The 14145-nt window shown below is 67.1% G+C and carries 12 protein-coding genes; 11 read left to right on the top strand and 1 reads right to left on the bottom strand.

From position 1 onward, the window contains the following. Entirely contained in the window at window positions 1-840 is an 840-nt protein-coding gene (locus ACSQ3D_RS25360; protein WP_436128672.1) for a thymidylate synthase, read from the bottom strand. Window positions 841-956: 116 nt separating this feature from the next. Here ACSQ3D_RS25360 and ACSQ3D_RS25355 point away from each other — a divergent pair, with 116 nt between their 5' ends. From ACSQ3D_RS25355 to ACSQ3D_RS25305, 11 genes are all read left to right on the top strand, one after another. Continuing rightward, the gene (locus tag ACSQ3D_RS25355; protein WP_436128671.1) at window positions 957-1475 is read left to right on the top strand and encodes a hypothetical protein; all 519 of its coding nucleotides are present in this window, start codon (window positions 957-959) and stop codon (window positions 1473-1475) included. An 83-nt stretch (window positions 1476-1558) separates the two neighbouring features. Further along, on the top strand, window positions 1559-2071 hold the full coding sequence (locus ACSQ3D_RS25350) for a sigma-70 family RNA polymerase sigma factor (RefSeq protein WP_396505821.1): 513 nt from the start codon (window positions 1559-1561) through the stop codon (window positions 2069-2071). After that, window positions 2068-3153 (top strand): FecR domain-containing protein, encoded by a 1086-nt coding sequence (locus ACSQ3D_RS25345; protein ID WP_436128670.1) that lies wholly within the window; start codon window positions 2068-2070, stop codon window positions 3151-3153. The genes ACSQ3D_RS25350 and ACSQ3D_RS25345 overlap by 4 nt, the downstream gene beginning before the upstream one ends. 306 nt (window positions 3154-3459) lie before the next feature. Then, window positions 3460-5943: a TonB-dependent siderophore receptor gene (locus ACSQ3D_RS25340; RefSeq protein WP_436128669.1), complete on the top strand. Its 2484-nt coding sequence runs from the start codon at window positions 3460-3462 to the stop codon at window positions 5941-5943. Window positions 5944-6338: 395 nt separating this feature from the next. After that, the gene (locus ACSQ3D_RS25335; protein WP_056413437.1) at window positions 6339-7673 is read left to right on the top strand and encodes an ABC transporter substrate-binding protein; all 1335 of its coding nucleotides are present in this window, start codon (window positions 6339-6341) and stop codon (window positions 7671-7673) included. 279 nt (window positions 7674-7952) lie between these two features. Beyond that, a complete protein-coding gene (locus tag ACSQ3D_RS25330) occupies window positions 7953-8816 on the top strand; it encodes a carbohydrate ABC transporter permease (RefSeq protein ID WP_056163511.1) in 864 nt (287 codons plus the stop codon). 17 nt (window positions 8817-8833) lie between these two features. After that, the gene (locus tag ACSQ3D_RS25325) at window positions 8834-9682 is read left to right on the top strand and encodes a carbohydrate ABC transporter permease (protein WP_056163515.1); all 849 of its coding nucleotides are present in this window, start codon (window positions 8834-8836) and stop codon (window positions 9680-9682) included. Window positions 9683-9733: 51 nt separating this feature from the next. Further along, a complete protein-coding gene (locus tag ACSQ3D_RS25320; protein ID WP_056163517.1) occupies window positions 9734-10786 on the top strand; it encodes an ABC transporter ATP-binding protein in 1053 nt (350 codons plus the stop codon). After that, on the top strand, window positions 10783-11517 hold the full coding sequence (locus ACSQ3D_RS25315) for an SDR family oxidoreductase (RefSeq protein ID WP_436128668.1): 735 nt from the start codon (window positions 10783-10785) through the stop codon (window positions 11515-11517). The genes ACSQ3D_RS25320 and ACSQ3D_RS25315 overlap by 4 nt, the downstream gene beginning before the upstream one ends. 19 nt (window positions 11518-11536) lie before the next feature. Then, a complete protein-coding gene (gene dalD, locus ACSQ3D_RS25310) occupies window positions 11537-12940 on the top strand; it encodes a D-arabinitol 4-dehydrogenase (protein WP_436128667.1) in 1404 nt (467 codons plus the stop codon). Window positions 12941-12970: 30 nt separating this feature from the next. Continuing rightward, window positions 12971-13903 carry an AraC family transcriptional regulator gene (locus ACSQ3D_RS25305; protein ID WP_056163527.1) on the top strand — a complete coding sequence of 311 codons (933 nt, stop codon included), beginning with the start codon at window positions 12971-12973 and terminating at the stop codon, window positions 13901-13903. Window positions 13904-14145 lie beyond the last annotated feature (242 nt).

Here is a 14145-nt window from a genome sequence, read left to right as displayed (position 1 = left end):
TCACACGGCCACGGGCGCCTTGATCGCCGGATGGCACTGGTAGTCCAGTACTTCAAAATCTTCGAACTGGTAGTCGAAGATGCTGTCCGGCCGGCGCTTGATGTTCAGAACGGGGTAGGGGTAGGGCGTGCGCGCCAGCTGCGTCTGCACCTGATCGTGGTGGTTGCTGTAGATGTGGCAGTCGCCACCGGTCCAGATGAAGTCGCCCACGTCCAGGTCGCACTGCTGCGCCACCATGTGCGTCAGCAGTGCGTAGCTCGCAATGTTGAACGGCACGCCCAGAAAGATGTCCGCACTGCGCTGGTACAGCTGGCACGACAGCGTGCCGCGCCCGCCGGGCTCCTGCGCTGGCGCCACGTAGAACTGGAAGAACGCGTGGCAGGGCATGAGCGCCATCTTGTTGAGCTCGGCCACGTTCCAGGCGCTCACGATGATGCGGCGCGAATCGGGGTTGGTCTTCAGAGTCCGGATGACGTCGCTGATCTGGTCGATGTGCCCGCCGTCCGGCGTGGGCCAGCTGCGCCACTGCACGCCGTACACCGGGCCCAGGTCGCCATCTTCGCGCGCCCATTCGTCCCAGATGGTGACGCCGCGGTCCTTCAGCCAGTTGTTGTTGCTCGACCCCGTGAGGAACCACAGCAGCTCCTGGATGATGGAGCGCAGGTGCACCTTCTTGGTGGTGACGAGGGGAAAGCCTTCCTTCAAATCGAACCGCATCTGGTGGCCGAACACGCTCGTTGTGCCCGTGCCCGTGCGGTCCGACTTGTGCACACCGTGGGTGAACACGTGGCGCATGAAGTCTTCGTATTGCGAGCGGACGGGGCGGGCGTGTTCGGTCATGGCGGTTGGAAGGCGAAAGCCGCGATTTTAGGCGGGCGCAGGTCTGCGGGTGCCGGACAGGCTAAGCTCGCACACCTTTTTGTCCAGCTGCCCTTTTCAGAAAGAAGCCCCCGATCATGCGCCTGGTCTCTCCAGCCCCTGTGTGCCGCGCCGTGCTGGCCTCCCTTCCATTGGCCCTGCTGCTCGTGCTGCCAGGCTGCGGCGGCACGGCGCCCACCGCGTCCCCCAAAGCCGTGCGCCCGGCGCCCACGGTCGCATCTGCCGCACCCGCCAACCGCTGGGCCCACCTGCAAACCCAGGTCGGCAACTACCCGGTGGGGGGCGCCGACTTCCTGCGTGCCGGCCCGCTGGCCGAGCGGCTGCGCGGTCTGCTCGGTGTCCCCAACTACAACGTGCTGCTGGAAAACCTGCAGGTGAGCGGCCCGCTGCGGCAGGACGGCACCATGCTCTACATCACCGGCAACCGTCAGCACGAGGGCGGCACGGAGGCCGCCGCCGTCGTGGTGCATGCCGCCACCGACACCGTGCGCGTGTGGCTGCTGACCGGTGGGGAGGAGTGGGACGTGCAGGACCAGGGCACGCCGAAGATCTTGCCGGCCGATGTCGCCAGAATGATGGAAAACGCAGCGCGCTGAGCGGGCGCTCCCCGCGCGGGGCTGGGCACAACTAGGAATGCATTTCTATAATCAAGAATCATTCTCAAAAAGGCCGCCACGCCATGCCTGCCGCTCATCCCCTGCACGCGCTCTACAGCCACCACCACGGGTGGCTGCAGTCCTGGCTGCGCCGGCGGCTCGGTTGTGCCGACGATGCGGCCGACCTGGCGCAGGACACCTTCGTGCGCCTGCTCGCACGGCCCACCGCCATCGCCCCCGACGCGATGCGCGAGCCGCGCGCCTACCTGACCACGGTGGCACGCGGGCTGCTGGTGGACTTCTGGCGCCGGGGTGAACTGGAGCGCGCCTACCTGGCAGACCTGGCCCTGCAGCCCGAGGTGCTGCAGCCATCCCCCGAAGAGCGCCTGGCGGCCGTGCAGATGCTCCACGCGGTCGATGCAGTGTTGCAGGGCCTGACGCCCAAGACGCGCGCAGCGTGGCTGATGAACCGGCTCGATGGCCTCACGCACGCAGAGATTGCCGAGCAGCTGCAAGTGTCGGTGCCTCGCGTGCGCCAGTACCTGGCCAACGCCATGCGCCACGCCTACCACCTGCGCTTCGGTGGCGCGGCGTGAGCAGCGCAGGCTGGACCACGGGCGGCCCCCCTGGCGGTGCAGCCGACGACCATCCCGTGCCGCCTGCCGTGCTGGAGGCCGCCATCGGCTGGCAACTGCGCCAGGGCGAGGGCGATATCTCGCCGGCGGACGCGCAAGCCCTGGCCGACTGGCTGGCGGCACACCCCGACCATGCCCGCGCCTGGCGCCAGCTGGGCGACATCGACCAGCACCTGACCCGCGCCGCCGCAGGTCCCGGAGCCCGCGCAGCGTTGCTGCTGCCACCGCGCCGGCGTCGTCCAGCCCGTGTGGCGGGCGCCGTGCTGGGCCTGGCGTTGGCGCTGGCCTGCGGCGTGCTGGTGCTGGACCGCTACCAGCCCGTGGGCCAACTGCTGGCCGACCACCGCACCGCCACCGGCGAGCGCCGCACCATCGTGCTGCCCGACCAGACCGTGCTGCACCTGAACACCCGCAGTGCCGTGGATGTCGTGTTCAGCCAAGACCAGCGCGCCATCCACCTGCGCGCGGGCGAGGTGGCCGTGGAAACCAGCCATGCCAACCCGGCCGAGCGGCGCCCGTTCGTCGTGCTGACCGAGGACGGCAGCCTGCGCGCCCTGGGCACCCGCTTCACCGTGCGCCGTTGGCCACAGGCGCAAGCCACTGGCATCGATGGGGCGCAGAGCCTTGGCGCGCCTGCCACCGAAGTCGCAGTCACCCAGTCCGCCGTCGCGGCCCGCCCGGCGACCTGTGCGGCAGCAGCGTCCGAGCCGTGCGCTGCCGAGCGCATCGTGTCGGCCGGGCAGGGCGCGCGGCTGGAGGGCGGGCGGGTGGACCCATGGGCGGCCCCGCCCGATGCCGACGCCTGGAAGGACGGCATGCTGGTCGTGGACAACCAACCCTTGGGCGAGGTGGTGGCAACGCTCGCGCGGCACCGGGTCGGCCGCCTGGCTGTCGACCCCCGCGTGGCCGGTTTGCGCGTGACGGGCACGCTGCCCCTGGCGGACTCCGACCAGGCCCTGTTGGCGCTGACCGCGGCCGTGCCCGTCGATGTGGCCTGGACCACCCGCTGGTGGGTCACGCTCAAGCCGCGTGCTGCGCCCTGAGGATGAAAATGTGAAGAAAATCGGCCGCTACCGCTTGATGGGAAAGCGCTGGCAGCTATCAAAAGATGAGCAACTTGGTGCGGCTGATCGACGGTTCCATTCCGTTCAACCCAGATCCAGCAGCCCAAGCAGATCAACCCAGAACGCTGCTGCCAGCCGGCATCCCATCCACCAGCGACGCCGGCCCAAAAAATAAATGGCCCCGGCCCCCTCTCACTTTTCGGCACCCGTTCGGCAATCAGACAGAGACCGTGCATCGGCGCGGTTGCCCCTCTTTTCTGACGTGACCGTCTCGGAGCCTGACCCATGCCCTCTGCTGTTTTCCCCTTTCCGCTGAACCCCTGCGCTACTGCGCTTCTGCTCGCGTTGGGGGCCTCTGCCGTGGCCGCACAGCCAGCCACGGCAGAGGCCCCTGCGGCCACGGCCAACGCTGCGGCGGTGCGCGACTACGACCTGCCCGCCGGGCCGCTGGGAGCAGCCCTCAACCGCATCGCGCGCGACGCAGGCCTGGCCCTCACCGCCGATGCGCAGCTGGTGGAAGGCCGCAACGCGGCGCCCGTGCGGGGCCGCTTCGATGCGCCCGAGGCACTGCGCCGCGCGCTGGCAGGTTCGGGGCTGGAACTGCGGCAGACCACGGGCGGCGTCTTCACGCTGCGCGAGGCATCGCGCCCTGCAGCGCAGGCACCCCGGCTCGGCGATGCCGCCACCCTGGGCGCCGTCACCGTGACGGCCAGCGCCGAGGCAGCGCCCGGCGATTTGCCGCCCGCCCATGCCGGCGGCCAGGTTGCCACGGGCAGCCGGGTCGGCCTGCTGGGCCACCAGAGCCTGATGGACACGCCGTTTCACATCACCAGCTACACGGCCGAACTCATGCAGGACCAGCAGGCGATCACCGTGGCCGATGTGCTGGCCAACGACCCGTCCGTGAGAACGGTGTCCTACAGCCTGACCAACGCTGCTGCGGGGGGCGACATCTTTCTGATCCGCGGCTTCTCGGTGCAGGACTCGGTGCTGTTCGACGGCATCGGCGGCATCGCCACCAACCGTGCCGTGGCGGTCGAAGCGGCCGAGCGCGTCGAGGTGCTCAAGGGCCCCAACGCGTTGCTCAACGGCATGGCGCCCGGGGCGGGCGGCGCGGTGGGCGGCGCCATCAACCTGGTGCCCAAGCGCGCGGGCGATGTGCCGCTGACACGCCTGACCACCACGTACCTGTCCACAGGCAACCTGGGCGGCCACCTGGACGTGGGCCGCCGGTTCGGCGACGACCACCAGTGGGGTGTGCGCTTCAACGGCATCTACCGTGACGGGAAGACCGCCACCCAGGGCCAGTCCGTCGAGCTGGGCGCTGCGGCGCTGGCCGTGGACTACCGGGGCAGTCAGTTGCGGGCCTCGGTGGATGCCGGCCACCAGACGATGAACAACGAAGCGCCGCAAGGCGCCGCGGGCTTCGGCATCGATGACGCCATTGCCATCCCCAGGCCGCCCCGGGCCAGCCATCGCATCGCGCAGGACTGGGAGTTCGCCAGGTCGCGCAGCAACTACCTTCTGGCCAAGGCCGAGTACGACCTCACCCCGGACTGGACGCTCTCTGCAGCCGCGGGCGGCAGCCACACGCGGTCCCGCTACCTCGCCACCGACGTGTTCGTGACCAACGTGCAGGGCGACGCGCAGGCCACCACGTACTTCTGGCCCAACTGGACGAACTACCGCACCCTGCAAGGCGGGCTGCAGGGCACGGTGCGTGCCGGCGAGCTTACGCACCGCATCCACCTGCATGCGTCGTACCTGAAGAAGGACAGCGGCTTCACGGCGCAGTACTACGGCTTCGACAGCTTCGCCACGAACATGTATGCGCCCGCGGCCACCGCGCGTCCGTCCATCGACGGTTTCTCATCGCGGCCGCCCCAGACCGATTCCTTGCAGTTGCCGTCCGTGGCGCTGTCCGACACCGTCTCGCTGTGGCAAGACCGCCTGTCCGTCACCCTGGGCGCCCGCTACCAGCGCGTGAAGGTCGTCAAGTACGACACCACCACCGGGGCCGGCAGCGCCGCGTACGACGAGCACGCGGTGACGCCGGCGCTGGCGGCGGTGTTCAAGCTACAGCCGCACGTGTCGCTCTACGGCAATTACATCGAAGGGCTGGTCCAGGGCGATTCAGCACCGCTGGGCACCACCAACGCCGGGCAGGTGTTTCCGCCGGTCCGCACGAAGCAGCGGGAGGTGGGCGTGAAGGCCGACTGGGGCCGCTTCAGCACCACGGCGAGCCTGTTCCACATCCAGAAACCGAGCGGGCTGGTGGCGTCCAACGGCGATGGCACGTTCACCTACCAGGTCGGTGCAGAGCAGCGCAACCGCGGGGTCGAGCTCAATGTCTTTGGCGAGGTGGCCCGGGGCACGCGCCTGCTGGGCGGCGTGACCTTCAACGATGCCCGGCTGACGCGAACCGAAGGCGGCACCTACAACGGCAACGCCGCGCCCAATGTGTCGCGCTGGCAACTCAACCTGGGCAGCGACCACGACGTGGCTGCCGTTCCGGGGCTGACGCTGTCGGCCCGCATGATCGCCAGCAGCGCGCAGCATGTGGACGCCGCCAACCTGCGGCGCATTCCGGGCTGGACGCGCTGGGACATCGGTGCCCGCTACAAGACCCAGGCGTGGGGCCGGCCGCTGGTGCTGCGCGCGCGCGTGGACAACCTGTTCAACCGCAACTACTGGTCCAGCGGCTCCGGCAACTGGCTGTATGTGGGAAGTCCCCGCACAGTGACTCTCTCTGCCACGGTGGATTTCTGACGCGGAGCAGGCTCCCCTAGGCAGAGGGGCACATGGAGGGCGTTGGGGGGTGTGGGCGTCAACCCCAGTGGGCCTTGGTGCAAGAAAATGTGGCCTGAATTGGCCTCTGCCGCTGGATAGGTGAGCGCTGGCAGCTATCTATTTGATAGTAATCCAGAGCATTCGCTACGCCAACGCCGCAACGGTGGAGCCGCCTTTTTGCACTCGTTTAGATACCCTGTTGACACCTCTAGGTATAAATCCTGAGTATCTGGTGCAAATTAGTATTTGTGGAGGCGTCTGGAGTACCAATCGAGCATCGCAGCATCGGTATCGTTCAGTCCGTCAATGCCTGCATGCCTTGCGCCGGTGTTGAAAGGCAGATTCCCATACCAACGACCGAGGAGACTTTTCCGATGCCACATTCCACCCCTGTCACCATGCCCCAGCGCCTGGCCGTCGCCGTTGCGCTGGCCTTGACGTCGCTGTGCGGCGCCGCCAGCGCGCAGACCGAGCTCGTGATCGCCACCGTGAACAACGGCCACATGATCGAGATGCAGAAGCTCTCCAAGAACTTCGAGCAGGCCAACCCCGACATCAAGCTCAAGTGGGTCACGCTCGAAGAAGGCGTGCTGCGCCAGCGCGTCACCACCGACATCGCCACCAAGGGCGGCCAGTTCGACGTGATGACCATCGGCATGTACGAGGCGCCCATCTGGGGCAAGAAGGGCTGGCTGCAGGAGCTGAAGACCGACGCAGCGTATGACGTGGACGACCTGCTGCCCGCCGTGCGGGGCGGCCTGTCCATCGACGGCAAGCTGTTCGCCGCGCCGTTCTACGGCGAAAGCTCCATGCTCATGTACCGCAAGGACCTGGCCGACAAGGCCGGCGTGCAGGTGCCCGAGCGCCCCACCTGGCCGCAGATCAAGGACCTGGCCGCCAAGATGCACGACCCCAAGAACGGCGTATACGGCATCTGCCTGCGCGGCAAGCCGGGCTGGGGCGACAACATGGCGTTCCTGACCACACTGGTCAACACCTTCGGCGGCCAGTGGTTCGACATGCAGTGGAAGCCGCAGCTCGAATCCAAGCCCTGGAAGGACGCGATCACCTTCTACGTGGACCTGCTCAAGAACTACGGCCCACCCGGCTCGTCGGCCAACAGCTTCAACGAGATCCTGGCGCTGACCAACTCCGGCAAGTGCGGCATGTGGGTGGACGCGACCATCGCAGCATCGTTCGTGAGCGACCCCAAGCAGTCCAAGGTGGCCGACCAGATGGCGTTTGCCCAGGCCCCCACCATGAACACGCCCAAGGGTGCCAACTGGCTGTGGTCGTGGAACCTGGCCATCCCGGCCGGTTCGAAAAAGGTCGACGCCGCGCAGAAGTTCATCACCTGGTCCACCAGCAAGGATTACATCCAGCTGGTCGCCAAGACCAACGGCTGGGCCAACGTGCCCACCGGCACGCGCAAGAGCACCTACGCCTCGCCTGAGTTCCAGAAGGCCGCCCGCTTTGCCGCGGCAGAGAAGGTCGCCATCGACTCGGCCAACCCGACCGACTCGACCCTGCCCAAGAGTCCGTACGTGGGCGTGCAGTTCGCAGCGATTCCGGAGTTCCAGGCCATCGGCATCGCCGTGGGCCAGCAGATGAGCGCGGCGCTGGCGGGCAAGACGACGGTGGATGCGGCGCTGAAGGCATCTCAGGTGTCGGCTGACCGTGAGATGAAGAAGGCCGGGTATTACAAGTAAGGGGCCAGTCGGGCCGCTTTGCGGCCCGACCTGTCTCTGAATCTGAATCAGCATTCCATCGGCATTCGACCGGCATTCAACTGGCATCCACGGCGTCGATTCGACACCGGCCTTTGTGACCGTTCGCCCTGAGCCTGTCGAAGGGCTGTTTGCAGAGTACGCCCTGGCTTCGACAGGCTCAGCCCGAACGGTGGTGAGTGATCTGGACGTTGCGAACCTCGCAGTCCCTTCGTCCATGCCCACGCCACGCTATCTTTTTGCCGCTTTGACGGACTTTCCATGAACCGCCGCCTGCTTCCCCGTCTGCTGCTCACGCCAGCCATGGCCACGCTCTTCCTGTGGATGATCGTGCCGCTGGTGATGACGATCTACTTCTCGCTCATCCGCTACAACCTCATGCAGCCCGACCAGACGGGCTTTGCGGGGCTGGAGAATTTCGAGTACTTCGTCACCGACCCATCGTTCGGCGCGGCGGTGGTCAACACCGTCTTGCTGCTGGGCAGCGTGATCCTCATCACGGTGTTCTTCGGCGTGGCGATCGCGCTGCTCATCAACGAGCCGTTTCCGGGCCGGGGCATCGTGCGGGTGCTGCTGATATCGCCGTTCTTCGTCATGCCCACAGTGAATGCGCTGATGTGGAAGAACATGATGATGAACCCCATCTACGGCGTGCTCGCGCAGGTGTGGATCTTCTTTGGCGCGGCGCCGGTGGACTGGCTCACCGACCACCCGCTGTTCTCGGTCATCGTGATGGTGTCGTGGCAATGGCTGCCGTTCGCCACGCTCATCTTCATGACGGCGCTGCAGAGCATGAACCACGAGCAGCTGGAAGCCTCGCGCATGGACGGCGCCAACTACCTGCAGCAGCTGCGCTACCTGTACGTGCCGCACCTGGGCCGCTCGGTGGCCGTGGTGGTCATGATCGAACTCATCTTCCTGCTCAGCATCTTTGCCGAGATCTACACCACCACGGCGGGCGGGCCGGGCGATGCGAGCACCAACGTCACCTTCCTGATCTTCAAGCAGGCGCTGCTCAACTTCGACGCGGGCGTGGCCTCGGCCGGGGCGCTGTTCGCGGTCGTGCTGGCCAACATCGCAGCGGTGTTTTTGATCCGCATGGTCGGCAAGAACCTCGACAAATAAGACCAGAGGCAACGCACATGACTGCAACCACCACACGACGCCGTTCCAACTTTCCGCTGGGCCTGCTGGCCCTGCGCACCGCTGCCGCCTGGGGCGTGGCGCTGCTGCTGTTCTTTCCGCTGGGGTGGCTGTTCCTCACCGCCTTCAAGACCGAGCTGCAGGCCATCGCGGTGCCGCCGCTGTTCGTCTTCACGCCCACGCTCGAGAACTTTCATGAAGTGCAAGAGCGCAGCGACTACCTGCTGTACGCCAAGAACTCGGTCATCACCAGCGTGCTGTCCACCCTGGTGGGGCTGATGCTGGCCGCGCCCGCGGCGTATGCCATGGCCTTCTTCAAGGGCAAGTACACCAAGGACATCCTGATGTGGATGCTCTCGACCAAGATGATGCCCGCCGTGGGCGCTCTGGTGCCCATCTACGTGCTGGCGCAAAAGAGCCACCTGCTCGACACGCAACTCGCGCTGATCATCGTGTTCGCGCTGTCCAACCTGCCCATCATGGTCTGGATGCTGTACTCGCACTTCAAGGACATCCCGCACGAGATCCTGGAGGCCGCGCGCATGGACGGCGCCACGCTGTGGCAAGAGGTGCGCCTGGTGCTGCTGCCCCTGGGCATGGGGGGCCTCGCATCCACCGGCCTCCTGTGCCTGGTGCTGTCGTGGAACGAGGCCTTCTGGAGCCTGAACCTGAGCGCCGCCAAGGCCGGCACGCTGGCCACGCTGATCGCGTCCTACTCCAGCCCCGAAGGCCTGTTCTGGGCCAAGCTGTCCGCCGCGTCGCTGATGGCCATTGCGCCCATCGTGGTGTTCGGCTGGTTCAGCCAGAAGCAGCTCGTTCAGGGCCTGACCTTCGGCGCGGTCAAGTAAATCCGCAGCCTGTCTTCCCACAGTTTTTCAAGATTTCAGGAACCTGATTCCATGGCCTACCTTCAACTGCGCGGCATCGAAAAATTCTTCGGCGAGCACCGCGCCATCAAGGGCATCGACCTCACCATCCAGCAGGGCGAGTTCATCGTCTTCGTCGGCCCGTCGGGCTGCGGCAAGTCCACGCTGCTGCGGCTGATCGCGGGGCTCGAAGCCATCGACGGCGGCTCGCTCATGCTCGACGGCCGCGACATCACCGACCAGCCGTCGAGCAAGCGCGACTTGGCCATGGTGTTCCAGAGCTACGCGCTGTACCCGCACATGAGCGTGTACGAGAACATGAGCTTCGCACTCAAGCTCGCCAAGGTCGACAAGCAGGTGATCGACGACAAGGTGCAGAACGCCGCGCGCATCCTCAACCTCACCAGCTATCTGCAGCGCACGCCCAAGGAGCTGTCGGGCGGCCAGCGCCAGCGCGTGGCCATCGGCCGCGCCATCGTGCGCGCGCCCAAGGTGTTTTTGTTCGACGAGCCGCTGTCCAACCTCGACGCCGCGCTGCGCGGCCAGACGCGGGTGGAGATCGCCAAGCTGCACCGCGACCTGGGCGCCACCACCATCTACGTGACGCACGACCAGGTCGAGGCCATGACGCTGGCCGACCGCGTGGTGGTGCTGCGCGACGGCGTGATCGAGCAGGTGGGCACGCCGCTGGAGCTGTACGACAAGCCCGCCAACCAGTTCGTGGCCCAGTTCATCGGCACGCCGCAGATGAACGTGGTGCCCGTGGACAAGCTGCCCCAGCCCGTGCAGCAGCAGGCGCCCACGGCCCGCGACGGCGCCGCCGTGGGCGCCATCGGCCTGCGCCCCGAGAACATCACCGTGCGCCACACCGGCGCCACGCCCGTGGGCGGCCAGGTGGACCTGATCGAAGCGCTGGGCGCCGAGACGCTGATCTACGTCAGCACGCCCGGCGGCGCGCAGTTCGTCTCGCGCCAGAACGACCGCACCGGCCTGCGCGCAGGCGATGCGGTCAGCTTGGACATCGACGCATCGCACGCGCACTGGTTCGACACCGCTGGCCGCGTCGTGGCGGGCCACGCAGCATGAGTGCCGCGCAGACATTGCTAGGGCAGGTGGCGGCGGTCACCGGCGCTGCCTCGGGCATCGGGTTCGCCAGCGCCAAAGCGATGGCCGATGCCGGCGCGCGCGTGGTGCTGATCGACCGCGACGAGGCCGCGCTGGCCAAGGCCTGTGCCGCCATCGGCCCCAGCGCCTTGCCGCTGGTGCTGGACCTGCTCGATGCCAAACAATGCGCCAGCCTGCTGCAGCGCACGTTGGCGCTCGCGGGGCAGCTCGACATCTTCCACGCCAACGCCGGGCTGTATGTGGGCGGCGACCTGGTGGATGCCGACCCCGACGCCATCGACCGCATGCTCAACCTGAACGTCAACGTGGTGATGAAGAACGTGCACAACGTGCTGCCCCACATGATCGAGCGCGGCCGGGGCGACATCATCGTCACCAGCTCGCTGGCCGCGCATTTCCCCACGCCGTGGGAGCCCGTCTACGCGTCGTCCAAGTGGGCCGTCAACTGCTTCGTGCAGACCGTGCGCCGCCAGGTCTTCAAGCACGGCATCCGTGTGGGCTCCATCTCGCCCGGGCCTGTCATCACCTCACTGCTGGCCGACTGGCCCGCGGAAAAGCTCGCCGAGGCCAAGGCGAGCGGCAGCCTCATCGAGGCCTCTGAAGTGGCCGACGTGGTGCTCTTCATGCTCACCCGCCCGCGCGGCATGACCATCCGCGACGTCGTGATGATGCCCACGAATTTTGATCTCTGAATACCCGTCTTCACGCACCATGAATTTCATCCTGCATCTGGGCCTGGGCTCCTTCCACCGTGCCCACCAGGCCGTCTACGTTCACCAGCTGCGCCAGCAAGGGGACACGGGCTGGGCCATCGCGGGCGGCAACCTGCGCCCCGACATGGCCGACACCATCGCGGCCCTGCAGGCGCAGGGCGGCCGCTACACGCTCGAGACCGTCACGCCCCAGGGCGAGCGCAGCTACACCGTCATCGAATCCATACAGCGCGTGATCCCCTACCAGGACGACCTGGCCCCGCTGATCGCTGCGGGCGCCGACCCGGCCACGCGCATCATCAGCTTCACGGTGACCGAGGCGGGCTACTACCTCGATGCCCAGAACCAGCTCGACTGGTCCACGTTTGCCGACCTGCGCGCCGACCTCGCGGCCGTGAAAGCCGGCCAGACGGGCCACACCATCTATGGCGGCCTCGTCAGCATTCTGCGCGCGCGCATGCGCTCGGGCGCCGGCCCCGTCACGCTGATGAACTGCGACAACCTGCGCCACAACGGCGACCGCTCGCGCAGTGGCCTGCTGCAGTTCATCGACGCGCTGGGCGATGCAGAGCTCCAGGCCTGGGTGGTGCAGCACACCAGCAGCCCCAACGCCATGGTCGACCGCATCACCCCACGCCCCACACCCGACGTGGCCGAGCGCGTGCGCGCAGCCACCGGCTGGGACGACAAGGCGGCGCTGATGGGCGAGAGCTTCATCCAGTGGGTCATCGAAGACGACTTCATCGCCGGCCGGCCCGACTGGGAGACCGTGGGCGTGGAGATGGTGCAGTCGGTGCAGGCGCATGAAGAGGCCAAGATCCGCCTGCTCAACGCCACCCACAGCTGCATTGCCTGGGCCGGCACGCTGGCGGGCTACCAGTACATCCACGAAGGCACGCACGATGCCGCCATCCGCAAGATGGCCTACGACTACGTCACCGACGACGCGATCCCCGTGTTGCTGCCATGCCCCATCGACCTGCAGGCCTACCGCGATGTGGTGCTGGACCGCTTCGGCAACCCCGCCATCGCCGACACCAACCAGCGCGTGGCCATGGACGCGTTCTCCAAGATCCCCGGCATGATCGCGCCCACCATCCGCGACAAGCTGGCGCGCGACGCACCGTTCGACAGCGTGGCCATGCTGCCCGCGCTGTTCCTGGCCTACCTGCAGCGCTGGCACGCGGGGCAGATCCCCTACACCTACCAGGACCAGGCCATGGACCCGGCCGTGGCGCACGCCATCTGCGACGCCGCCGACCCGGTCGCCGCGTTTGCCGCGGACACGACCCTGTGGGGCGAGATGGCATCGCACCCGCGCCTGGTCGAGACGCTGCGCAGCGCCTATGCCCGCGTGCAGGCCTTTGCGGCCGGGCGTGCCGAGCCCGGGGCTTTGGTGTAAGTTGAACGCCCCGCCCACCGGAACGACGCCATGACCGTGAAGACGCCCGTCTCGCCACGCCAGACCAAGCCCGAACTGGAGCACGACTATGTGCGCTCGACCGAGCTGGGCTACGAGCCGCCGGACACCGCGGGCTTCATCCGCTGCCTGTCGCACGGGTTTCCCACGCCGCTGGCGCGCTGGCACTACCACGACGAGTACGAGCTGCACCTCATCACCGCGACGTCGGGCAAGGTGTTCGTGGGCGACTGGATCGGGCAGTTCCAGCCCGGCCACCTGGTGCTGACCGGCCCGCGCCTGCCGCACAACTGGATCAGCATGGACCTGCCCGAAGGCGGCGTGCCGCTGCGCGACCTGGTGATCCAGTTCTCCCACGCGCCGCTGGTGGCCAGCAGCGAGAGCATTCCCGAGCTGCGCGAGGTGCTGCCCCTGCTGGAGCGCGCGCGCCACGGCATCGAATTCTTCGGCATGGAGTCGCAGGCGCAGGAACACTGGCACCGCATCAAGGCGCGCCAGGGCCTGGCCCGGTTCGGCGCGTTCTGCGAGTTCCTGAGCGACCTGGCGCGCTGTACCGACTTTCGCCTGCTGTCGAGCACGCAGCTGCAAAGCGAGGACAACGATGCCCAGCTGGACCAGATCAACGCCATCGTGAGCCGCATCACTGACCATCTGGCCGAACCGCTCGCCGCTGCCGACCTGGCGCAGGAGCTGGGCATGACGGAAAGCCGCTTCTCGCGCTTCTTCCGCCGGGCCACGGGCAACACCTTCACCGACTTCGTGAACCTGGTGCGCGTGAACCGCGCCTGCCAGCTGCTCATGGAGTCCGACCGCTACATCACCCACATCGCGTACGACGTGGGTTTCAACAACATGGCCAACTTCAACCGCCGCTTCCTGGACGTCAAGGGCATGACCCCGAGCGAGTTTCGCAAGCAGGGGGCAGGGCGGTTCGGAAAGGTGTGAGATGGGCGGTGCCGTTCGTCGTGCTGTACGTGGCGCTATCCGTGACGTAGTAAGTGGTGCAGTAGGTGGTGGTGGGGCCGCAGGCAGATGCCGGTGCGGCGATGAGACCGCCCACTCTTTTCACCCAACCACCCCCCGTTCGGGCTGAGCCTGTCGAAGCCAGGGCGTGCTTTCCGCTGACCCCCTCGCCCTGCGCAGCAATCCTCCCACTCACAAAAAACTCGATCCACCACCCACCGTTC

This window comes from Acidovorax sp. LjRoot117, assembly GCF_964252695.1.
Classification (GTDB): domain Bacteria; phylum Pseudomonadota; class Gammaproteobacteria; order Burkholderiales; family Burkholderiaceae_C; genus Acidovorax.
Note: the sequence above shows the minus strand (reverse complement) of the source record. Positions and strands in the feature narration are given on the sequence as shown.

Coding starts and splice junctions, on each gene's coding strand:
- ACSQ3D_RS25360 (WP_436128672.1), bottom strand. CDS start 840: ATGACCGAACACGCCCGCCCCGTCCGCTCGCAATACGAAGACTTCATG.
- ACSQ3D_RS25355 (WP_436128671.1), top strand. CDS start 957: ATGCGCCTGGTCTCTCCAGCCCCTGTGTGCCGCGCCGTGCTGGCCTCC.
- ACSQ3D_RS25350 (WP_396505821.1), top strand. CDS start 1,559: ATGCCTGCCGCTCATCCCCTGCACGCGCTCTACAGCCACCACCACGGG.
- ACSQ3D_RS25340 (WP_436128669.1), top strand. CDS start 3,460: ATGCCCTCTGCTGTTTTCCCCTTTCCGCTGAACCCCTGCGCTACTGCG.
- ACSQ3D_RS25335 (WP_056413437.1), top strand. CDS start 6,339: ATGCCACATTCCACCCCTGTCACCATGCCCCAGCGCCTGGCCGTCGCC.
- ACSQ3D_RS25330 (WP_056163511.1), top strand. CDS start 7,953: ATGAACCGCCGCCTGCTTCCCCGTCTGCTGCTCACGCCAGCCATGGCC.
- ACSQ3D_RS25325 (WP_056163515.1), top strand. CDS start 8,834: ATGACTGCAACCACCACACGACGCCGTTCCAACTTTCCGCTGGGCCTG.
- ACSQ3D_RS25320 (WP_056163517.1), top strand. CDS start 9,734: ATGGCCTACCTTCAACTGCGCGGCATCGAAAAATTCTTCGGCGAGCAC.
- ACSQ3D_RS25315 (WP_436128668.1), top strand. CDS start 10,783: ATGAGTGCCGCGCAGACATTGCTAGGGCAGGTGGCGGCGGTCACCGGC.
- dalD (WP_436128667.1), top strand. CDS start 11,537: ATGAATTTCATCCTGCATCTGGGCCTGGGCTCCTTCCACCGTGCCCAC.
- ACSQ3D_RS25305 (WP_056163527.1), top strand. CDS start 12,971: ATGACCGTGAAGACGCCCGTCTCGCCACGCCAGACCAAGCCCGAACTG.